Origin of the sequence: Larkinella sp. C7, from assembly GCF_006149005.1 — a bacterium.
Taxonomy (GTDB): domain Bacteria; phylum Bacteroidota; class Bacteroidia; order Cytophagales; family Spirosomataceae; genus Larkinella.
Genome location: NZ_VBSL01000005.1, coordinates 278,271 through 301,190, shown reverse-complemented (window position 1 = coordinate 301,190; position 22,920 = coordinate 278,271). Strand labels below are relative to the sequence as shown.

Here is a 22,920-nt window from a genome sequence, read left to right as displayed (position 1 = left end):
AAACAACTCTGATAAACTCTGATTTCCTCCGCTTAACCCTGCGAAATAACTTTTAACCCTAACGCAAGATTTATGAAAGGTTTTCACTTCTTGTTTCTTTTAGTTGTCTTTAAGGCTAGTGCGCAACAGCCAGTTTATCAGGATATTCCTTATACCCAGGACTACAGCGTCAAGCATTATCTGAAAGACACGACCCTCGCACTCTCCCGGGTTTTTGCGGATCGAAACGGCATTATTCAGGTGCTCTCGGCCAAAGGATTGCTGCAACCCAAGGGCGGTCAGTTTCAGTATCCGGGAACGCTGGAACCGGTTCAGGCATATCGACCCATGGCCGATAAAAAGCTGACAGGTCTGGGCGTTGCTCAAAAGCAGTTTGTGTACCTCGACGATCAATCCGTTCTGAGCAATGCCTGGGCCGGGAAGCTGCTGGCCCGGCATGGTTTACCGAAAGCCCGGATTTTCTGTCCGGGTGCCGACCGCTTTTCGTTTCTGGTTTCGGATGGAACGACCCTGAAAATGATTCAGGATTCGGCGGTGGTCTGGACGGGTAAACTGGCCGCAGATCAGGTAAAAGACATCCGGTTCGAAGCCGCCCAAAACCGCTACTGGATTTTGGGCGAGCAGTCGGTAAGCTCTTTTTCGCTGGCGGACAAATCCCTGAAAACGGTCTTCCGGCAGCCCGGACTGACCTGTTTTGAAGTGGTTAAAAACCAGCTTTATCTGGGAACGCACGATGGCTACCTGGTTTTTGATCCGGCCCTGAATAAAACCGTTGGTCCCACGCAGAATAAACTTCCGGTGACGGATTTGGCCACGATGTCGTATGCGCACGGTAACCTCTGGTTTGGCACCAAACTAGGTGCTTTTATGCTGCGACCAGATGGAAAATTCAACTATTACTACGGCGAGCGCTGGGTGCCGGGAAACCGGATTATTCATATTTCGGAAGGACCGGAAAATAGTGTGCTGATCTTGACGGGCAAAGGGCTGGGCGAGATCCGGTTCAGGCCGATGACGCTGTACGACAAATCGCTGGTCTATGAAAAACAGGTTCGTCAACGACACATCCGCTACGGTTTCAACTGCGACGTTTCGACGCTCAAAAACGGTGATTTGTCCACCTTCGAAATGGGCCAGCGCGACAGTGACAACCTCTGGACGGCCATGTATCTGGTCAGCCAGTTGTATCGCCATAAAGTAACCGGCGACCCCGAGGCCCAGCAAAACTGGATGGAGTCGTTCGAAGCAATGGAGCGGCTTTTTACGATCACCGGCATGAAGGGTTATTTTGCGCGGGGCTTCGAGCGGAAAGGCTATTTCAAGTTCAAACCAGAACAATGGGACGGCGGTTTGACCAACGGCTGGACCCACGCCAAAGATGGTAACTGGGACTGGCGCGGTACTACCAGCAGCGACCAGACCGTCGGGCAGTTTTTCGCCCTCACCCAAATTGCCGAGCTCACGGACGGCGATACCCGCAAAAGGGCCATTGACCTGATCGATAAACTGATGACGAATATCATCAACAACAATTGGTATCTGATTGATTTTGACGGAAAACCGACGCTTTGGGGTAAATGGCATCCGGATTATGTGAACGGTTTTCCAACGATGGTGGGCGACCGAAAAATTAACTCGTCCAACATCATCGCGTTTTTGCAGGCGGCTTATCATTTTACCCAAAAGCCGATTTACAAGGAGAAAGCCTACGAGTTGATGCAGAAACACGGCTACCTCGAAAACCTGCTGCGGCCGATGGGCGAGATCGGAAAAAGCCCGGAAAACGCCAGCGACTGGGCCAAAATGCTCTCCAAAGAGTGGAATCACTCCGACGACGAAATGTATTTTCTGGCATACGGGAGTCTGTACCGCTACGCGTTTGACTCAAAACTGAAAACCCAGTTTGGGGCCACGATCAAAGAGCATTGGGAATTTGAACGGCCCGAGAAAAACAGCCTCTGGAACTTTATTTATGCATCGACGGGTGCCAGCGCCTTCGATCTGAAGGAAAGCATCTGGCATTTGCAGGAGTTTCCGCTGGACATGATCGAGTGGAGCGTCGTGAACAGCCACCGGAAAGACCTCGAATTTGTGCCGGAAAACTTCCGCGAACAAACCACCACCTCCGTTCTGCCACCCGATGAGCGTCCGGAACTCAAGCACAACCGCAACCTCTTCAAACTCGACCGGCCCGGCGGCAACGGCATGAGTGAACTCAGCGCCGGCGATTCATTCCTGCTGCCATACTGGATGGGGCGGTATCTGGGCGTCATCTCCGCACCGGTAAAATAGAGTTATTACACAGAGAGAATCAGAGTTTATTAAAGTATTCTCTGTTTACCTCTGATTCTCTCTGATTAACTCTGTGTAATAACTCAAAAATCAAATACCACATTAACCCGAAACCCCTTGTTAAACTCAAAAACCGGGTTGCCAGACACCGGATCGGTTTCTGCGTGCTGTGTGATCTGATTCAAATACCCCAGTTCCAGCTTGAAATGGTCCTGAAACTGGTAGCCCAAACCGCCCAGAATCCGGTTTTGATTAAAAATATTGACCCCCGCATTTTTACCAAAACTGATGAATAGCTCATCGAAAAACGTCAGGTAAAATTCGTTGTCGTCTATAGTGACCCCTTGCAGGGGCAATTCGACGGCAATTTGATACCGCACCCGGTTTTCATAGTTCCAGCCGCTGATGCGCCGGGAACCGGTTTCGGCAATCTGACTGAGCCAGCGCTCCTCAAACCGAAATCGGTGGGAGAGCAGCAACCGGCCCACCGTGTCGTCCACTTGAATGTCCTGATACAGCCGGTGTTCCGGCGTAGGTACACCCTGGCCGGCCACGGGATGGTCACCATAGGGAAACGTTACAAAATGGGTGTAACCGCCACCGAGCTGGACTTTGTCGGTCAGCTTGTAATTGACTCCCAACCGCGCCAGCGACTGTTGCCAGGTTCTCACATACTGGATGCGACGCCATTGATATTCCGTGTGAAGTGACCACTTTTCACTCAGCTTGTGATCGCCAGTGTAGACAAACCAACCGATGGGGTTACGATCGATGATGCGCTTCTGTTGACCAAAACTGGCAATCGACACCAGCCAGAATACCGGTACCCATCCAAACATGTGTAGACTCATCCTTATAGAACCAATCCGAAGCGATAAAGGCTGAGCCATTCAGTAGGATTAAAAAATAAAGCGCAGTTTCGCAGAGAAGACGGAGTTAAGCGGAGAGGGGATTTAAACGCCTTACCTCCGCTCCACTCCGCGAAACTGCCCGGTTTTTAATCCGTTTACTGGTACGTTATTTGTGGTAACATTGAGTATAAGGAGTTCTTTTTTTCGCTGTGGCAATGAACGGTAAATGGGTTCACTTTTTGGACTGGCAAAGCGGGAGATGAATAGCGGTTTTTACTCAGATTTTTGCCTGATGTCTACCGAATGATAGATTACTAAGTAAAAACATGCATTTTTTTGGTAACAATCGGCTCTGGACGTAAATTGAGTTGTTTTTTGGTACAAATACGATAGTGGTTGGGATAATTGCGACACTCTTTTTGGAAAAGGCCCCCTACATTTGCTTCCAACAGCATTTCCATCGGCCTTAGACAACAACACACACACACCTGGGACGAAAGCGAATGGCTGTTTCGAAGGCCGAAACTAAAATGACAACCGGGCTGTCAGGAGTCCGCTGTGACTGGGAATGATTGAAACGTACCATCAAGTTGCTTTTGCAAACCCGTTTCCGGGCTTACGAAGTTTCGAGCCGGAAGACTCCCGGCTGTTCTTTGGACGTGAAAATCAGCTTCACGACTTAAAAGAGCGGCTGGCTGATGCGCATTTTTTAGCCATTGTGGGTTCATCCGGGAGCGGGAAATCATCGCTGGTCAAAGCCGGTCTGGTTCCGAGCCTGCTGACAAACAACCTGCCGTCGGCTCCATTCAAGAGCTGGCAGGTGGTTTCTTTCAATCCCGAAGCAACGCCGAATCGGAATTTCGCTCTGGCGCTTCATCAGACTTTTGCCCGGCAAAACCGCCCGTTTGCCGAACGGTTTTCACCGGAAGAGGTAGAAACGTGGCTGCGAACCAAGCCCGAAGCCCTTTTGGACTGGTGTAAAAACGCGAACCTGTTGCTCGTAATCGATCAGTTTGAGGATGTGTTTCGCTACCAATCGACCGACGACGGCCACGAAGAAGTGGCCGGGTTCATCAACCTGATTCTGGCGTTGAGCCGCCGGCAGAATGAGTCGGTGTATGTCGTGTTGACGATGCGCTCCGATTACCTCGATGACTGCACGGATTATGAAGGACTAACGGAAGCCATCAATCACGGTTCGTATCTGTTGCCCAAGATGAACCGGGACGAAATCCGGAAGGCCATCGTGACACCGATTCAGGTGATGGGGGCCGGTATTTCCGAAGAACTCACCACCCGGTTGCTCACCGACCTTGGAAACCGGGCCGATCAACTGCCAATCCTGCAACACGCGCTCATGCGGACGTGGAACTACTGGCAGCTCAATCGCAACACCGACAATCCCATTGATCTGTCTGATTACGAAGCGATTGGAACAATGCAGAAGGCCATCACGCTACACGCCGAAGAGGTGTACGGGAATTTGCCGGATGAAAAAAGCCAGTTGGCCACCGAAAAGCTGTTCAAAGCGCTGATTGTGCTGGGAGCGGGTAATACGAGCGTAATCCGGCCCATTCCAGTAGGCACCATCAGCGAGATTTCGGGCGTCAATCCATACCTGTTGATCGATGTCCTGAACCGGTTTCGGGAGCGGGATGTCGCGTTTTTAACGCCGTCGATTACGTTGCACGCCGACCCCGATCTGATCATCGACATTAGCCACGAGCGGCTGATGATTTTGTGGGAACGGCTGCAAACCTGGGTCAAGGAAGAAACCGATTCGGCTAAATTTTACAAGCAGGTCAGCCAGTCGGCGATGCTGTATCACGAAGGGAAAACCGGGTTGTGGGTCAACCCCGAGTTGCAGATTGGCCTGAAGTGGCTGGCCGAAAACCGCCCGACGCCCGCCTGGGCCAATCGCTACGATCCGTACCTCGAACGGGCGGTCAACTTTCTGGAATACAGTCGAAATCAATACGAATTTGAAATCCGCAACAAGGAAGAACGGCAAAAACGGGAACTGAAACGGGCGCGTTTTTTTGCGGCTTTCCTGGGCGTGGGTTCGCTGATCTCGCTTTTCTTCCTGATTGTTTCGGCGGTTTTGCGCACGGAAGCCCTCCAGAGCGAAGAAACGGCAATTGCCGAGAAAAAGATTGCTCTTTTTGAGCGAAACCGCGCCGAAGCCCAGACCCGGGAAGCCATCACGCAGAAGAAAATCGCCGAGCAGCAGGAAATCATGGCCGAGCAGCAGAAGCGATTGACCGAAGAACAGCGGGTGATTGCCGTTCGCGGACAGCAAACCGTTGAACTGAAACGCCAGGAGGCCGAAACCGCCCGCCAGCTGGCCGTGGCCCAGACGCAACGCGCCGAAGAAGCCCGGAATGATGCGCAGCGGCAACGCCATCAGGCTGAGGAGGCCCGAAAAGAAGCAGAACAGCAGAAAAGCCGGGCCGAAGGCTCACAGAAAGAAGCCGAAGCGCAGCGGTCGGTGGCGCAGACGGCCCAGCAATTTGCGGAACAGCAACGCGGAAAGGCCGTGGCCCGGACGGTGGCGATTCAGTCGTATCAACTCAACGAAAACACGCAGGATGATCTGCCGGCTTTGCTGGCGCTGGAAGCCTATCGCCTGAATGTGAAGAACGGCGGTTTGCCCGATAATCCGGACATTTTTAATGCCTTATCCAAATCGTCGGACGCCAACACCGTGCTGCGCCCTCATGCCGATGTGGTACGAACGGTGGCAATGCAACCCGGTTCCAGCGGAGCACTCATGGCGACGGGAAGCGACGACGGTACGGTTAAACTGTGGGTAAACGGCGAACTAAATCGTGCGCCAGTATCCTTGAAAACACCCCGCCGAAATGCCAATGGCGTTCGGGCCGTGGCCGTGAGTCCGGATGGAAAAACCGTGTTTGGCGGCAGTGAAAACGGCTGGCTGTACGGCTGGAACACCGAAAAACCGGAGGCCATGCCATCGGCAATCAAGGCTCATGCGGTTCCGGTGCTGGCGTTGCTGTCGGCCGACGGATCATCCCGGCTGATCTCGGTCAGTGGCGATGGGCAGGTTCGGAGCTGGAAACCGGCCGCCAACCGGCTCGATTCGTTGCAGAACAATCATTCCGGATTTGCCATCTACTGCGCCCGGCTTACCCGCGACGGCAAAAGACTGGTGTGTGGTTCGAACAACGGACAGATTCTGAGTTTCGACGCATCCGATCTGACGAAAAAACCGGAGGTGATTGCCCGTCGGCAGTTTGGCAACCGGGTGACGGCCCTGGCCTTCAGTCCGGACGGAACCCAGCTTCTTACCGGCACCTCGACGGGCCTGCTGTATGCCTGGAAACTGACCGGAAATACCCCCGAAGCGGTGGGTAGCCTCTTGTCGGGGCGGCATTCGTCTACGGTCAGCGACATTGTTTTCTCGCCCAACGGCAAGCTGGTGGCCAGCAGCAGCGCCGACTGGTCGATTCACATCTGGGATTACAACAATTTGATCAAACAGCAGCAACCCATTGTCATCAACGATTTTGACTCGTGGGTGATGGCCATCCGGTTTAGCAATGACGGCAAACGGCTGATTGCCTGCGGGGCCGACCGGACGGTGCGCATCCGCAACATCGATCCGGCGGATTTGTATGCCGAACTGGCCCGGAAAGTGAAGCGCAACCTGAGCACGGAAGAGTGGGAGAAGTACATCGGGAAAGATATTCCCTACGAAAAAACGAAGCCTGATTAACTGTACATGACTAAAATTTACCCGATTGGTCTGATACTGAGTTTTTTGCTGTTGGGATGGGCTCGGCTGCCGACCTTTGCGCAGGCCAACTGCGACGAAGCGGCTGTGATCCCGGAAGCTGAAAAACGGTATGCGACCGGTAATTTCGATGAGGTGTTTGCGCTCCTGAATCCCTGTGTCGAGAAGGGGTTTAGCGAATACGCCCGTGTGCAGGCCTACAAGATTCTGTCGATGACCTACCTGGCCATCGATTCTCTGCCGCAAAGTGCGCGGTCGATCAGCCAGCTGCTGACGCTCAATCCGAAGTTTGAACCCGACTTTTCGGCATCTCCGCGCTACAAAACGCTTTTTCAGCAGGTGCGGGAATCGAAAGAGCAGATTTTGCAGGTAACGTCGGTTTCCAAAAAAGCAGAAAATCTGTTGTATGTACCGGCCACGGTGGCGGTGTTGAACAGCAAGGATTTTGCACAGCGGGGTTATAAATCGCTGGAGGACATTCTGCACGATCTGCCCGGTTTTGACGTCATTCGGGGCAACGGCATCGGCTCGACCAACTTCTACCAGCGGGGCTATCGCTCCACGTCCAACGACCGGACGCTGATTTTGATCGATGGGGTGGAGGAGAATGACCTGGTTTCGAACACGGTTTTGATCGCTCCCCAGTATCCCTTGTCGGACATCGAACGGGTGGAGGTGATCTACGGCCCGGCTTCAACGCTGTATGGGGCCAATGCTTTCATGGGCGTTATCAACATCATCACCAAAAATTTCCGGAATCTGCCGGGACCGGCCAAACAGGTGGCTTTCAACGGTCACGCCCGGTCGGGCGCGCTCGGTCGGAATCAGGTCGATGGCGTACTCACGGCCAAAAACGCGGATGTCGCCCTGTCGGTAACGGGCCGCGTTTACCAATCCCGCGAACGCGATTTGTCGGACTATCCGGAATGGAATTTCGATGCCCGGACGGCGGGGGATTACACCGGCCAATTTGATCAGCTTGGCACCGACGCCAGCGGCAATTACCGGGCGCAGCAATACCTTCAGCGAACGAATCTGACCAAACTCTATCCAAACAGCAACCTATACAAAGTCGATTACGCGCCGGATGGCAAGGCTACGGCCTTGCGCCTGACGCCCGAAGGGGCTCAACGAGCCGCCCGGTTGGATAATAATCTGTTTGGCAACACCCTGAACGGCAATGCAGTAGGGTTCAGTAACACCAAACGCGACTGGTTTTTTCGGGGAAAACTGGAGTTCAAGGACCTGACCATTTCGTTTCTGAATTGGAAAACCGACGAAAGCGGAACGCCCTGGTATACCAACAAATCCACGATTGCCACGGAGAAAAACCCGCGTTGGGTGACGCAGGACCGGGCGTTTTCGATCACGTACAACAAGGCGTTCAGTGATAAATTTCAGATCATGAACATCTCGTCGTACCTCCTGCACGAGATCAAGGGCACAACGAATCTGGTGACCTACAACGGCTATTACAACGGGCGACTCGGTTTTCTGGAACTGGAAAAAGACTCAATTCCGAAGGCGACAGCCACTTACCAGTACCGCATTTCGACCCAGTTTCGGAACGAACTCCGGCTTTTCTGGAGTCCTTTGTTCAACCTCGATGTCAGTGGTGGCATTGAATTGCGGAGCGGGTTGATTCAGGGGAATTACATCACCTCGACGCTGGCGTTTGCCGACGAAACCGGCTCGGTGGCCAATGCCTCCGGGCTAGCGGGGGGGAACAACTTCAAAGCCAACGACATCGGGGTGTATTCGCAGGTTACCTACCGCCCGCGCAAAGACCTGAAACTGGTGGGCGGTTTGCGGGTCGATAACAACCGGATTCGGAGCAATGGGGGCTATGGCACCGTGGCAACGCCCCGGCTGGCGGCCATTTATAACCGGGGTAAAGTGATTTTCAAGGCCATTTATGCCGAAGCCTTCAAGGATGCGTCGTTTTTGCAGAAATACGGCACCACGGCCACCCGCCGGTTGCCGAACCCGACCCTGCTGCCCGAACGGGTGAATAACCTGGAAATGAGTGCCTACCTCCAGGCCACAAAGCAGATGTCATTCAATGTGGTCGGTTATTTTGCCAACTACAGCAACGCCGTCGGAACCGCCCAGGTCATGCAGGAAAATGGCAGCATGACGCAGCAGTTTCAGGGCATCGGCCGACGCCGGATCTGGGGGTTGCAGGGCGAAGGCAGCTACCGGTCTGCCAAACTGAACATCTGGTGGAATTTTACGTACACGAACCCGTATGACGAAGACGCCAAACTCCGCATCAGCGACATCGCCGATTTTATGACCAACGCCGGTGCCGATTACCAGTTGACGCCTCGGCTGAGTTTCTACCTGGCGGGCAACTACGTCAGTGCACGAAAAACCGGTGCGGGAACGGCGGGCAGCAACAACCCGGCCCAGCGCTTCGACCCGTTTCTGGTGCTCAAATCGAACCTTACCTACCACAATTTGCTGAATGGTTTGTCGCTGCAACTGTCGGTGAACAACCTGCTCAACAAGGAATATTTTGTTCCGGGAATCCGGGAAGCCGATAATTTTACGTACGCTTCCCGTTTCCTGATGGATCGCCGGATTCTGTCGCTGGCGGTTTTTTACACCCTTAAACCCAAGGAGTCGGGCCCTGTGTCATGGAATCAATGATGGCTGAAAAGTACTGTCTGGAAAAGGTAACGTATCCGGATCGGATGGACGAAATTGGTGTACTTCGCGTGCGGGCCTGGATCAACGAGCCGGGTGCCAATCCCCTTTTCTTTTCCAAACGAACCTGGATCGAGCCCCTCGACCAGACGGCTTACCACTGGGTCATTACCCGAAACGGCGTTATTGTGGCGGCCGCCCGGATGAACATTCACGAAACCATCGAAACCGCTCCGTATTCGTTTCTGCTACCCAAAAACGAAAGTCGGTTTCGGTTTGAAAATCAGACCATTGCGTCGTTCAGTCGCATGGTGATCGATCCCCAATTTCGCGGAAACGGGTTTGCCGAACAACTGGACCGGGCCCGCATCCGGATGGCCGAAAAGAAAAATGTCGATGTGATTGTGGCTTCGACGCAGCTCAACTTTCGGATCAGAGCCTTGACGAAGCTGGGTTTTTCGACGGTTTGCGAACTGAAAAATGCCCCCGAACGACCCGACTGGCCCCTGTATTTTATGCAGTACGACCTTAAAAAACAATTCGCGGATGTTCCGGCGGGACTCAGTCTATAAATTTCTCAACCTCCAGTCGGGCGAAGGCAAAACCGTGTTGCTGTTCGTCGTTTACTCCCTGCTGATGGGAGGAGCGGTCGCCCTGTTTTTCGCCAGTACCACCTCCCTTTTTCTGGTCAATTTCGACCGTACCCAATTGCCACTGGCCTTCATTGCCAGTGGGTCGCTGGTCTATGTACTCGGCCTGGGCGTGCGCTACCTCCGGCGAAAAGCGTCATTCCTGCGCGTCAATGGCTATTTACTGGCGTTTATGCTCCTGTCGGTTGCCGGTTTATTGCTGGCTTCCAGCAGCCTGCACAACAAGTGGCTCTATTTTGTGCTGTACCTCTGGAACCGCGTTTTTGTGTTCATCCACGGCATCACGTTCTGGGCCACCGCCGGTCGCGTTTTCAATTTTGGCCAGAGCAAACGATTGCTCAGTTTCATCACGACGGGCGACGTCATTGCCTCGATCCTGAGTTATTTATCGGTACCGCTCCTGTTGACCTTCGTTTCAACCGACGATTTACTGGTTTTAGCCTTGGTATTGCTGGTACTCTGCGCGTTGCTGATGACCTACATCTACAAGCGATTCCAGCCGCAACTGACAACCGCTCCGTCTGCGCCCGCTGCCGGAAACCAGCCGGTCGAAACCGGTGCGATGGCGAGTAAATCGTATGAATCGATGCTGGCAATCATCGCGTTGCTCACGGTTTTTGGCCTGATTTACGTCGAATTCATGTTCACCATTCTGTCGAAAGAGATTTTTCCCAACAAGGAACTGCTCGCCGGTTTTCTGGGTATGTTTTTTGGAATCTGTGCCGTGATCGAATTGATTATCAAGTCATTCCTGTATAACCGGCTGATCAGTGCGTATTCCATCCGGGCCGGCATTGTGATCCTGCCCATCGCCTTGCTCGTTAGCTACACCGTTGGGGCGGTTTATGGCACCGTGTACGGAACGACCTCCTTGTTCTTTGCGCTGATTGCCCTGAGCCGCTTTTTTCTGAGTTCAGTACGGAGGTCGATCAGCGAACCGGCTTTTCAGGTGCTGTTTCAACCCATTCCGTCGGCCGAACGGACGCTGATCCAAAGCCGCATCGAGGGTGGTCCGAAGGCCGTGGGAAGTATTCTGCCGGGTGTTTTGCTGCTGATTCTGACCAGTTTCAGCGCCATTACGCTCGTTCATTTGAGCTATCTGTTTCTGGTAATCCTGGTTTTCTGGGCGGTGGTTTCCTTCCGGATTCAATCCGAATACCGGGCAACCCTGAATGCGGCCGTGATCCGGTCGGCAACGCTGGCGTATAAAAATACCATCGATCACAAGACGATTCGCCCCAAAGCCGAGCGGTCGCTCAGTTCGGCCCAGGCATTCTCCAGCATGGTGCGGCTGGCCGAATCGGATAACCCCGACGACCGGGCGCTCGCGGCCACGGAGCTGGGTTATTCGGGGCGGTATTATGCCTATACCCACTTACAGACATTGTTGTACGACGAAAATCCGAGCGTTCGGAAGGCGGCTTTGCTGGCTTCGGGGGCGTTGCGGAAGCCGGAATTATGGCCCCGACTTTTCGAACACCTGCTCGATGAATCCTACCGCGATACGGCGACCTCGGCCCTTTTGTCGGTTGGCGACGCCGTGATTCCGTCGCTGGCCCGGTTTTTCAGTCAGGCCAATTTGTCCGGAAAACAACAGGCTCACATCGTCGGGATGATCAACGAGATGGGGGGCGATGCAGCTTTGCGGTTTTTGCGGGCGCAGATCAACCACCCCGTTCAGATGGTGCGCGACAAAGTGTTTGAAGGGCTGAATCACCTGAATCACCGCGCTACCGTGCTGGAGCGTCCCCACGTGCTGCTGCAACTCGACGAGCAGGTGGGCTTGCTGGTCTGGTTGACGGCAGCCCGGCTAGATCTGGATGCGTATCCCCGCAATGCGCCGGTTATCAATGCGTTGCGGGATGAGAAAAACCGGATTGTTCACAACGTTTTCAACCTCCTGGCCACGCTCTATGGCGACAACCGGTTCGATCTGATCAGCCAGTTGATCACGCAAAAAAACGACGAAATCAAAGGCTATCTGATTGAATTGCTTAGTACGGCTTTACCCGAAGAGGTGAAAGGCAGCGTGTTACCACTTTTTTCGGACATCTCATTCGCCGAGCGACTGCGGAGAAGTGCGGTCAATCATCCGCAACAGCAGTTGTCGGTAGAAGCCCGGCTGCACGACATCATCAACAAAGATTTTAACAAGATTACGCCGGAACTCAAAGCCGTCGCCATTCGCGAACTGCTGGTTTGGCACGAAACCGATCCGACGGCCATTCTGGTTGCCAACGTCTCGTCACCGGAAGAGCGGATCGCCGAAACGGCGTTCTTTGTCCTGAAAGAACTCAATCCGACCCGGTTTGGGGAGTTGCACCGGATGTTGCAGCTACAGCCCGGTTCGGAACGCTGCCGTCTTGCCAACCGGGTAGCCGGTTTTCGGTCGGAGGCAGAGCTGTTGGTGAGCCGGAACGAAGCCGTTGCGGTGGAAGAAATGAGTATACATTAATGGTGTCAATAGCGAAAATGATGAGTCGGTTTGGATCATGCCTTTGCTGGATTGCCCTGTTCATGCTGGTAAACGCCGGGATGGCGGTTGGACAGCCTGGCGGGGCGGATGAAGGCGTGCCGCCGACGCGACTGTATTTGCCCGACCAATACAACGCGAACGGGCAGAATTTTGCCGTAACGCAGGATCGGCGGGGCGTCATTTACGTCGGCAATTTCGCCGGGGTGCTCGAATATGACGGATTGAACTGGCGGACGATCCCGACTACCAACATCACGAAAGTGTCGGCGTTGCTGCGGGCCAAAAACGGAACCATTTACGTGGGAGCCAATGGCGAATTTGGCGTTCTGAAAGCCGACAGCACCGGAACGCTCGGTTTTGTCAGTCTGAGTCAGCGGGTCAAAAGCCGGTTTGATGAGGTTCTGTCGGTACTCGAAATGCCGGATGGGATCTACTTCATCACCCAAAACCGGGTGTTTCGCTGGAACGGAAAAGCCGTCAACGAGTGGGCCGTGGAGCAGGCGGTTCTGTCGGCGTTTGAGGTAAATCAATCCCTTTATCTTTTTCGGAAACAAAGCGGTTTAGGCGTGTTTCGGAACGGTTCGATCACACCGGTCAGCCAGAGCGGGAATGTGCCGGTGCTGTTTGACTTGCTCGACATCTTGCCTTTGAATAAAGATCAGTCGTTGCTGATCACCAGCAACCAGGGCCTTTTTCAGTTGTCCAACAACACCATTGACGTTTTCAGCAGCCCGGTCAACGCCTTTCTTTCGGCTCATCAGGCCACCAGTGGCGTGGTGTTGAGTGATCGCACCATGGCGATCAGCACCTTGCGGGGCGGCATATTAATACTGAACCCCAACGGACAACTCAAACAGGCCATTCGGGGCATCGAGGGGTTGACCGATCAACTCGTCAATGCGATGTTTACCGACCGCGAAGGGACCATCTGGCTGGCGCTCAACAATGGTCTGGCGCAAATGGAGGTGCCTTCGCAACTGACCTTGTTCGGCACGTCGTCGCGGTTGACGGGCGAAATCATGGACATCCGGCGGGTGGGAAACACGGTTTATCTGGCTGCGCTGAATGGTCTTTTTCAATTGACCAACACGGCCGTTCGCCCGGTGCCGGGCCTGAACATGAGCTGTTTTTCGCTGGCCGAAGCCGCCGGTTCGCTTTTCGTTGCCACCAGCAAAGGCGTTTATCAACTGACCGGCGACCAAAAAAAGATCTTGACGCAATCCTATGCACTCAGCCTGTCGGTGTCCCGAAAAGACCCGACGCGTCTGTACGTCGGAACGGAAAACGGTGTGGGCATGCTGACGGTTTTCCGCGAAAAACCGGCTTCCTATCGGCCCATTACCGGTTTTTCGGAGCGTGTGGTGGGCATTCACGAAGACCCATCCGGTACGGTTTGGCTCGAAACACTGACGGCGGGTTTACACCGGCTGATCGCTACGACAAACGGGGTTCAGGTGGTGGAAAGTCAGCAGGGGTTGCCCACGTTGTTTTACAACCGCGTTGCGGTTACGACGCAGGGCGTGCTGGTTTTCAACGAAAAAGGCATTTTTCGGTACAATCCGGCACAAAACCGGTTTGCTGCCTATAATCCGTTTGGCACGGACAAACCGGGGACGGCGTATTGGAAAAATAACCTGATGGAAGACCGAAGCGGGAACATCTGGACGGTGGAAGGCGACAAAAAAGGCGTGACACTGTATCAAAAACAGGGCAATGGTTTTAAGGAATTTACGACGCCGTTTCTGCCGGTTTCCACCTCGCCGGTCAACGTCATTTACCTGGATCAGCAGGGGCTGGTGTGGTTTGGCGGGCGCGATGGCGTGATTCGGTACAATGCCGGTATTGCCAAAAAATACGAGTTGCCGTATCAGGCTCTGATTCGGAAAGTCCAGACGCTGGACGAGAAAAACCAGTTCAGCGATGTGAGCTTTGAGTATTCGGCGGCCAGTTTCCCGATTGCAAAAGGGCTGAATTTCCAATACCGGCTCGAAAATTACGACAAAGCCTGGTCGGACTGGACGCCGGAGAGCAAAAAAGAATATACGAACCTGCCGCCGGGCAACTACGTGTTTCGGGTCCGCGCCCGGAATATTTACGAAACCCCGAGTCAGGAAGCGACCTATTCCTTCCGGGTTTTTCCGCCCTGGTATGGGCGTTGGTGGGTGATCACGCTGTTTGTTCTGGCTGCCGGTTTGCTCATTTACCTCGTGGTGCGTTGGCGACTGAAAGTGCTGATGCGGGAAAAGCAGGCACTGGAAACGCTGATTCAGGAGCGGACGGAAGAGGTGGTCAGCCAGAAATCGGAGCTGGAAAAGCAGTCGGAAGAGCTGGCGATCAAGAACGACCAGCTCGAAAAAATCGACCTGATTGTGCAGTCGATCAACGCCGAAATCGACTTCGCCAACCTCTTCCAGACCATTCTGACGAAGTTTTCGGTGATCCGGAACATGACGAGCGCGAGCTTTCTGGTGTATGACAAACCGACGAATTCGTACCACTTCAAGGCGCTGCGGAGCAATCTGGAGTTGGCGCACGTGGCGTCGGTTGGGCTAACGCGCGAACAGGCCGAAAACCGCTACCTGTCGCAAACCGTCGAAATATTCGAAGATATTTACCTGAAAAATGACGTTTACTACGAACCGCTGAACAGCCCGATCGACGATCTGGATACGCCCAAGTCGTTGATTACCATTGTGATCGAAAACAAAGGCCACATCGAAGGGTTCATTACGCTCGAAAACGCCACCCGGTCGGGTGCGTTCGACCAGCGCGACATCAGCATGATCGGGAATCTGCGGGAACACCTGATTGCGGCTTTCATCAAAACCCGGCTGCTCGAAAACCTCGAAAATACCCTGCACGACCTCCGAAACACGCAGCACGAACTGATCCGTCAGGAGCGGCTGGCGTCGGTTGGGCAGTTGACCAAAGGCATCGTGGATCGGATTTTGAATCCGCTCAATTACGTCAGCAATTTCTCCCAGTTGTCGGAAGAAATCATCCACGAATTTACGGACCGGCTTAAAAAGGAGCAGGACGTGCTTAGCGCCGATGTGCGGGACGACATCATGGATGATCTGGATGTGTTGAAGATGAATCTGGCTAAAATCCAGGAACACAGCGCCAGCACGACCCGAATTCTGAAAGACATGCAGGTGCTATTGCGGGAAAAGTCCCGGGATTTTCAGGACACCGATCTCAATCAGTTTGTCGAAAACAAAGCCCGGTTTGCGTTGCACGAAATGAAAGGCGATTACCCGGATTTTGCCATCAGTCTGGTGTTGAATCTGGATAAAAAGCCCATCCGAACCAGCCTGCTGCCGAACGAATTCGGGCAGGTGGTCCAGAACATTGTGAGCAATTCCTATTATACCCTGTTCGAAAAGAGTAAGCTGACCAAAGACTTCATGCCCGAAGTGCGGATTGTCACCAGCCGGGTAGATGATCAGGTCATTTTACGCATCCGGGATAACGGCAAAGGCATTCCGCAGCGGGAAATCGCCAACCTTTTCAATCCGTTTTTTACCACCAAACCCACCTCCAAAGGCACCGGCCTCGGCCTGTTCATGACCAAAGACATCGTGCAACTCCACCGGGGGAAAATCGAAATCAGCTCGAAAGAAGGAGAGTACACCGAGATTCAGATGACGCTGCCGGTTTTGGGTGATTAGGGTATGATGGCGATTTTGTGGACTGGTTAAACCCGCAATGAGCCACGGAACGCCCGGGCCGCATAGTACGATTCGGCACCGTTGTGGTAGACAAAAACCGTGTTGTAGCGACGGTCGCAAAAGAGCGCACCACCGAGTTTTCGGATCTCGGCCGGGGTTTGAATCCAGCTCGATGTTTTGGTATCGAATGTTCCCAGTTGCTGCAAGGCCCGGTATTGTTCTTCCGTTAAAAGCTCGATGCCCATGTCGGTGGCCATCTCAACGGCACTGTGTGCCGGTTTGTTTTCTTTCCTGGATTCCAGCGCTGCATGGTCGTAGCAAAGGCTTCGGCGGCCTTTGGGACTTTCCGCCGAGCAATCATAGAAAATGTATTCGTCCGTCTTCTGATCATAGCCCACCACATCCGGTTCGCCACCCGTGCTTTCCATGTCGTCGAGCGACCACAGTTTGGCCGGATTCGCTTCCAGTTTGGCCTGCACCTTTGCCCAGTCAAGCCCGGCGTGGCGGTTCGTGTTTTTCTCAAAACGGGCTTTTAATAGGTTAAGAAGTTCTTCCCTTTGTTGGGCCGACAATTCGTTTCGATGGCTCATTCTGATTGATTTGTTATACGTTTTTTCTGCCTGTTGATTCAAACCTTCATTATCCTACTGCTTGACTCATCGTAAACCTCCTGTCCACCGGCCTGAAAGACCAGGATACAAGGGTTAAGATTAGTAACAATAGAGGGCCAAACAAGTCTTTAGCGTCATCCCGTACGACTAAATGAGAGAAAACCGCCCCCGACATGGCGAAGAAAAAGCCAGCGTACGTCCACTCCTTGAGTAACGGAAATTTAGGGATCAGGATGGCAATAACACCTGCGATTTTCCAACTGCCGATCAGGGTTAAAAAATAGATGGGATAGCCCAAACGGGTCATCATGTCTACTTCTTCTTTCATTTTAATCAATTGCACGATTCCGGTTGACAGCATTCCCAGGGCCAGCCAGATCGTGGCAATCCAGTAGATGAGTTTATTTCTCTTGGTCATTTCCGGCTAGATTAACTGGCGTACGATGTCCTGCAAACGGTTGTGGGCCATGTTGATACCATGAGCGAAGGGGAGCCGCAGCATCTGGTCCCGGAGGGCCACGGATCGGTAGACAATGTGCATCGTGAGTTTGCTGGTGTCATCGGTCAGGTGTTCAAATTCCAGGAATTCAAGCTGAACCTCAAATCGGATCGCCGAACCGGGCGTATGCTCCATCTCGAAGGTTCGGGTGATTTTTTGGTTTGGTACAAATTCATGGATCACGCCATGGGTCTGCAATACCACGTTTCCCTGCGCATCGGCGGTTTCAAATTGCCAGCTGCCATGCTTTTTATTTTCAAGTTTCAGCACCTTCGTTCCCATCCATTGCGCCACCAGATCAGCTTCTGTATAGGCTTTAAAAAGTAATGATACGGGCAATTCAAATTCCCGGGTAATCACCAATTCCTGTTTGCCGTCTTCAGCCTTAATTTTTGTTTTTCGTTCCATACCAGCCTGGTTTATCTGTCTATTTTTCTGGTTTATAATTTTTCATCAGGGTTTCCAATTTGTTGAATCGATCATCCCACAGCGTGCGGAATGGTTCGATAAAATCCGCTACTTCTTTCATCTTTTTTGCATTGATGTAATAGTAAATTTCCCGGCCGTTTTGGTGCTGTTCCAGCAATTCGCACTCGGTCAGTATTTGCAAATGTTTGGAAACGGTCGGTCTTGCGGTGTCAAAGTTGGAAGCGATGGCTCCTGCCGTCATCGAGTGGGAAGCCACCAGCAGCAGGATGGCCCTGCGGGTTGGGTCGGCCAGGGCCTGGAATACGTCACGTCTTAAATTCATTGTGTAGTCATTTGACTACAAATATACGTGTAGCTATTTGGCTACGCAAATTTTTCTGTTTTTTCTATCAGACAGGGGACGACTGACCGACGACCGATGGAGGAAGAGGTTGTGCGGTTGTCACGACAGAACTGCCATCACTGAATATCGTAACTTCCGCCGTAGACTTTGCCATTGCTGAAATAGATGCTGATCAATAAATCGCTGGCAATGGGCTGGTCATCGACGATAACGGGTTGCCAGCGGGGCATATCCCGCAGGGCCGTTACGAGTTGACGGGCCAGTTCGCGCTCGGCCGGGGGGCGGTTTTGGATGTAGGCCAGCGGCTTGAGTCCAAACAGAATGCCCTCTTCCGACAGGGTTCCTTCCAGCGTGAAAAAAACCGACGGTTCAGTGGGCTGAATGTGACGAAGCCGCTCCTTCAATACGGTGATGAACTGCTTTTTACCGCCTTCAAATTCCGCTTTTTTGATGAGGGGCTGGCACTCGACCGGTGTTCCTTCGGGCGTAAAACATTCGCCTTTCCGGGCAGTTCCCAGTTTGTATAATTCCCGGCGTTTCAGGGTGCCATCTTCGTAATACGAAAAATAAGGCCCGTTGATCTGGCTTTCTTTAAAATCGCAGGTCCAGTGCAGTTGCCCGTTCGGATACCAGGCGCGGGTTTGCCCGTGACGGATTCGGAGCTGAAAATCCCGGTAGTGTTCTTCCAAAAGCCGCCGGTTGGCTTTGTCATACACGCGGAAGGTAGCCACGCGTTTCCAGCGATCGTGGTAGGTGACTTCCTCAATCGAATTCTGAAATTCCCGGCGTTCAATCCGGTTCTTCATCCGGCGACTTTTTTTGTTTTCATCGTCGGGCTGGGCGACCAGTAAGGTGGCCAGGGCTATCAGAAAGAAGCTGTTCATCGGGCGCGGAATGGATTTTACTTTTCACTAACTATATAGCTGCGAACGCGTACTTTTGTTCAACGGAATCGAGTCAGCCTGTTCATTCAGTAACTAAAAATAGCGCATGAAGTCAATTTATATAACCATTACTACATTTTTTTTATTTTTTCAGGGTCTGGCGCAGTCACGTCCGCAACCAGGTCCGACGGTTACGTACCGCAATCCGGTTATTGCCGGTGATTTTGCCGATCCGTCGGTCATCCGCGTGGGCGACACCTATTACGCGGCTGGTACGTCGTCCGAATGGGCACCCGCCTATCCGATTTATTCGTCGAAGGATCTGGTCAACTGGGCGTATGTTGGCCCGGTTTTCACCGCCCTGCCCGAGTGGACCATGGGAAGTTACTGGGCGCCGGAATTGTATCACCGCAACGGTATTTTTTACGTCTATTACACCGCCCGCCGGAAATCGGACCAGCGTTCGTTCATCGGCGTGGCCACCACCCGCGATCTGCGGAAAGGCTTTACCGATCACGGTATCCTGCTCGAATGGACGTCTGAAGCCATCGACGCTTTTGTGCTGGAAGATCAGGGAAAACTTTACATCACCTGGAAAGCCTACGGGCTGGACAAAGGAAAGGCCATCGAGCTATTGGGGGCCGAACTGTCGCCCGATGGCCTGAAGGTGACTGGCAAGGCGTTCACTTTGCTAACAGCGGAACGCGGCAACTGGGAAGCGGGTGGCGCGGAAGGGCAGGCGTTGTTTAAACGGGGGCGGTATTTCTACATGCTGTATTCGGGCAATACCTGTTGCGGAGCCAATTGTAACTACCAGGTCGGTTTGGCGCGGGCCGAAAAGCTACAGGGGCCGTGGCAAAAATACGCCGGCAATCCGGTGCTGGTGGGCGACGACACCTGGAAATGCCCCGGACACGGAACCGTCGTGACGACGCCCGACAACCGGTATTTCTATTTGCATCATGCTTACAATGGCACCGATTTTACGTTTACGGGCCGCCAGGGGGTTCTGAGTGAGCTGGTTTGGGACGAGCAAACACAGTGGCCGGTTTTTCGGTATGGAACCACGACGCCCGCACAGGCCGAATCGCCCATCCGAATGGGGCAGAAAACGGACGGAAGTCTGGCCGTTAACTTTGAAAAACCGGTGGGTGATTTGCCCTGGGTTTGGGATGTGAGTTTGCCAAAACCGGCGTTCAGCGTGGCGGGTGGTTCGTTCAAAATACAGAACACCGTTGCTACGCCAACCGGGAATTTTCTGGGATTTGTGGTTAAAAAAGGTACCTATACCTTTTCCACCACCATTGAGCCGCAACCGGATGTGTTGCAAAGCATCACGCTTTACGGCGATGCCGCGAATGCGCTGGGGTTCGGGGTTCGCCAGGGAACGCTGGAACTCTGGCAGGTGAAAGAGGGTGTCCGGCAAATCCTGAAATCACAACCGCTGCCGACGGCTTCTGCGGTTCATTTGCAGTTAAAAAGCCGTTTCGGCCAGCTTTACGATTTTTCCTGGTCGACGGAAGGAGGGAAGCCCGAACCTTTCCTACCGATGCCGGTCGGTGGCGGCTACCTGCCCCGCTGGGATCGCGCCCCGCGCGTCGGCCTGAGTGTTTCGGGTGAAAAACAGGGCTACGGGGTCGTGCGGTCCATTGGGATGCAGTATCATTGAAAAACCAGACCGGTTTTCAGGGCAAACCGCCCGTAATTTCCTTCAAATAAGCAAAAAACGCTTTCTTCCGGAGGGAACTGATCTGCCAGTTGACGGGAATGGACTGATAGCCGTCGTTGAAACCTTCGTCCTTCATGCGGTAATCGAAGAATCCCCAGGACGCATAGGCAGTGGTAGCGGCCTGAAAATTGTTGGCGGGTTTATCGAAATCAAAATGATCGTCTTCGTTGAAGACCAGCGGCATGGGGCGGTAACCGGCCACGGCGCGGGTCTGCTGAACCATGTCGGCAATTTTGGCGGCCTCTTTCACGCCATTGCCGTGTAGAATCAGATAGTCGGCTTCCCGCACCACGTTCTCCTGCGGGATTTTCCCGCCACTGTAGCTCGCGCTGACCAGAAACCGGTGGCCGTTTCGTTTCTTTGCCTTCACGCGCCGGATCAGCTCGTGAACCCGCTCCGCCTTCAAAATGTCGTGGTCATACCGGATGTCACACTCGTTGTTGATCTCGATCAACACATTCCGATAACCGCCGTCGGCTAAAATTTCCATTGTATTATCAACGGCATCGACGACAGCCGCTTCATTTTTTAAGTACTCATCCTGGCCGAAATAGAACAAACCCAGAATGACCACCATGCCCAGCTCATCGGCTTTGTCCAGAATCCGTTTCAACCGGTTTGCAAAATAAGGGTCATAACTGCCGTTGGGGTTGAACATAGAATTGATCCACGGCTGGTTTTTGGAGTAACCTTCCGGGCTGCCGCCCTGCAAATTGAGCGTGATGGCCAGCAAACCGTGTTTTTTCCAAACCGGCATGGCGGCCACAAATTCCGCGGTGTTGCGGTTGGGGTCCCAGGTTTTGGTGTCGGGATAGGCCCACTTGGGGCGGGTTTCCGGGTTTCGGTCGTCAAAAATGCCCTGCACCATGCGGGAATTAGGCAAGAGCCCTTCGATCTTGTGGCCATTCCAGGTACGTCCTTTGAAGGTGGGTTTGCCGTTGATGTAGAACTGGTCGCCCACGATGGAAACCGTCGTTTTTCGTTTGGGCGGTTTGGATTGGCCGATTGACCAGTGAGGGAGAAAACAAAGAAAAGACAGGCTGACAAGCAGGGCAAGGGAACGGTTTTTCATGAAGGTTCAGGAACGGAATTGGGCGACAAGGTATTGATTTCCCGAAAAAAGAAAAAGGGCACCGTTCGGGTGCCCATCGTTCATTAGTCTGTGCCGGTTTTTAGCTCCGGTTTCGTTGTTCCAGTTGATAAAGCCGGTCGCGTTGCCGGGAGGTCAGCACGGAGAGTAAATCTTTCCGTTTTTGTTGCTGCAACTGCCGGTATTCCCGGCGGTCGTTGCGTTCAGCGCGCGTCAGGCCCCGGCGCTCGTAGCGATCCTGGATGTTCCTGATTTCGCGTTTCTGGCGGTTGGTCAGGTTCAGTTCGTTCTGCCAGCGTTCCAGCTTATTTTCGAGGGGAATCTCCCGCACGTTGGGGTGGTCGTAACGGCCATAGCGATCATCATTTCGGTCGTAGCGGTCGTTCACAGTGGGCCTTTGCGTCGTACAACCGCCGATCGTCAGGGCCACAGCGGTTACCAGGATCAATATCTTTTTCATGTTCGTATCGAATTGTTGTTCGTTGATGTGTTTTGGATGCGGATCGGCAGCGAAGGTTTAACGGGGCATGCAAAATTGATCGAAAAGCAAAAAAGCCCCCGGAAAATTCCGGAGGCTTTGCCTATATGATTTGTTGATTTCGGCTATCTACACAACCCGGTCTCCGCGAATCAATCGTAAAATAATGGCAATGACGGCGATCACCAGCAAGACGTGGATGATGTTGCCCATACCAAAACTACCAAAGCCCAATAATCCTACCAGCCAAATGATGATTAAAATCACCGCAATGACATAAAGCAAATTTCCCATGACGTTTCCTGTTTTGGTTTAATGAAACTGTGATACGGTTATGGTTTAGAAAAATGCGTGCCAATTGTGGAAAAGGCGGTTTTTAGGCCAAAAAAGGCTGTTTTCTGATTTTTTAGTGAAAAGTTGTACCCATAAATGACACAAAACTGGTGTTATAGTGTAGAAAATCCTACCCATGTTTTTCGGATAAAGCGCTTCTATTCCTTGGGAGGGTGGTAAA

Annotated in this window: 16 protein-coding genes; 7 read left to right on the top strand and 9 right to left on the bottom strand. The window is 53.0% G+C overall.

Translation table 11 applies throughout. The features are described 5' to 3' along the window. The first annotated feature begins 72 nt into the window (after positions 1-72). Complete coding sequence (locus tag FH871_RS14895) at positions 73-2,292, top strand: hypothetical protein (protein WP_138992212.1); 2,220 nt, start codon at positions 73-75, stop codon at positions 2,290-2,292. A gap of 83 nt (positions 2,293-2,375) precedes the next feature. Here the strand turns inward: FH871_RS14895 and FH871_RS14890 are convergent, their stop codons facing one another. Beyond that, positions 2,376-3,131, bottom strand: a complete 756-nt coding sequence (locus FH871_RS14890) for a DUF2490 domain-containing protein (RefSeq protein WP_138992211.1) — start codon at positions 3,129-3,131, stop codon at positions 2,376-2,378. 580 nt (positions 3,132-3,711) lie between these two features. Here FH871_RS14890 and FH871_RS14885 point away from each other — a divergent pair. Genes FH871_RS14885 through FH871_RS14865 form a run of 5 tightly spaced genes read left to right on the top strand, consistent with a single transcriptional unit; the run spans position 3,712 to position 16,343 of the window. Continuing rightward, a complete protein-coding gene (locus tag FH871_RS14885; RefSeq protein ID WP_138992210.1) occupies positions 3,712-6,879 on the top strand; it encodes a WD40 repeat domain-containing protein in 3,168 nt (1,055 codons plus the stop codon). A 6-nt stretch (positions 6,880-6,885) separates the two neighbouring features. After that, positions 6,886-9,549 carry a TonB-dependent siderophore receptor gene (locus tag FH871_RS14880; protein WP_138992209.1) on the top strand — a complete coding sequence of 888 codons (2,664 nt, stop codon included), beginning with the start codon at positions 6,886-6,888 and terminating at the stop codon, positions 9,547-9,549. Then, the gene (locus tag FH871_RS14875) at positions 9,546-10,118 is read left to right on the top strand and encodes a GNAT family N-acetyltransferase (protein ID WP_171062853.1); all 573 of its coding nucleotides are present in this window, start codon (positions 9,546-9,548) and stop codon (positions 10,116-10,118) included. Before FH871_RS14880 ends, FH871_RS14875 begins: the two co-directional genes overlap by 4 nt. Continuing rightward, positions 10,093-12,651 (top strand): HEAT repeat domain-containing protein, encoded by a 2,559-nt coding sequence (locus FH871_RS14870; RefSeq protein ID WP_171062852.1) that lies wholly within the window; start codon positions 10,093-10,095, stop codon positions 12,649-12,651. Before FH871_RS14875 ends, FH871_RS14870 begins: the two co-directional genes overlap by 26 nt. A gap of 17 nt (positions 12,652-12,668) precedes the next feature. Then, a complete protein-coding gene (locus FH871_RS14865; protein ID WP_171062851.1) occupies positions 12,669-16,343 on the top strand; it encodes a sensor histidine kinase in 3,675 nt (1,224 codons plus the stop codon). 26 nt (positions 16,344-16,369) lie between these two features. Here the strand turns inward: FH871_RS14865 and FH871_RS14860 are convergent, their stop codons facing one another. The 5 genes from FH871_RS14860 to FH871_RS14840 form a co-directional block, all read right to left on the bottom strand. Next, complete coding sequence (locus FH871_RS14860) at positions 16,370-16,933, bottom strand: DUF4256 domain-containing protein (protein ID WP_138992205.1); 564 nt, start codon at positions 16,931-16,933, stop codon at positions 16,370-16,372. Between the two features lie 49 nt (positions 16,934-16,982). Then, positions 16,983-17,372: a DoxX family protein gene (locus FH871_RS14855; RefSeq protein ID WP_138992204.1), complete on the bottom strand. Its 390-nt coding sequence runs from the start codon at positions 17,370-17,372 to the stop codon at positions 16,983-16,985. Positions 17,373-17,378: 6 nt separating this feature from the next. Continuing rightward, a complete protein-coding gene (locus FH871_RS14850) occupies positions 17,379-17,861 on the bottom strand; it encodes an SRPBCC domain-containing protein (protein ID WP_138992203.1) in 483 nt (160 codons plus the stop codon). Positions 17,862-17,880: 19 nt separating this feature from the next. Beyond that, the gene (locus FH871_RS14845; RefSeq protein WP_138992202.1) at positions 17,881-18,204 is read right to left on the bottom strand and encodes a helix-turn-helix transcriptional regulator; all 324 of its coding nucleotides are present in this window, start codon (positions 18,202-18,204) and stop codon (positions 17,881-17,883) included. Between the two features lie 137 nt (positions 18,205-18,341). After that, positions 18,342-19,109, bottom strand: coding sequence for a toxin-antitoxin system YwqK family antitoxin (locus tag FH871_RS14840; protein ID WP_138992201.1), 768 nt, complete (start codon positions 19,107-19,109; stop codon positions 18,342-18,344). A gap of 106 nt (positions 19,110-19,215) precedes the next feature. Between FH871_RS14840 and FH871_RS14835 the strand changes: the two genes are divergently transcribed. Continuing rightward, positions 19,216-20,778 carry a glycoside hydrolase family 43 protein gene (locus FH871_RS14835; protein ID WP_138992200.1) on the top strand — a complete coding sequence of 521 codons (1,563 nt, stop codon included), beginning with the start codon at positions 19,216-19,218 and terminating at the stop codon, positions 20,776-20,778. Positions 20,779-20,794: 16 nt separating this feature from the next. Here the strand turns inward: FH871_RS14835 and FH871_RS14830 are convergent, their stop codons facing one another. The 3 genes from FH871_RS14830 to FH871_RS14820 all read right to left on the bottom strand — a co-directional run bounded on the left by FH871_RS14830 (position 20,795) and on the right by FH871_RS14820 (position 22,700). Then, a complete protein-coding gene (locus tag FH871_RS14830; RefSeq protein WP_229317304.1) occupies positions 20,795-21,910 on the bottom strand; it encodes a hypothetical protein in 1,116 nt (371 codons plus the stop codon). Positions 21,911-22,010: 100 nt separating this feature from the next. After that, positions 22,011-22,388: a hypothetical protein gene (locus tag FH871_RS14825; RefSeq protein WP_138992199.1), complete on the bottom strand. Its 378-nt coding sequence runs from the start codon at positions 22,386-22,388 to the stop codon at positions 22,011-22,013. Positions 22,389-22,535: 147 nt separating this feature from the next. Then, on the bottom strand, positions 22,536-22,700 hold the full coding sequence (locus FH871_RS14820) for a lmo0937 family membrane protein (protein WP_114407910.1): 165 nt from the start codon (positions 22,698-22,700) through the stop codon (positions 22,536-22,538). Positions 22,701-22,920 lie beyond the last annotated feature (220 nt).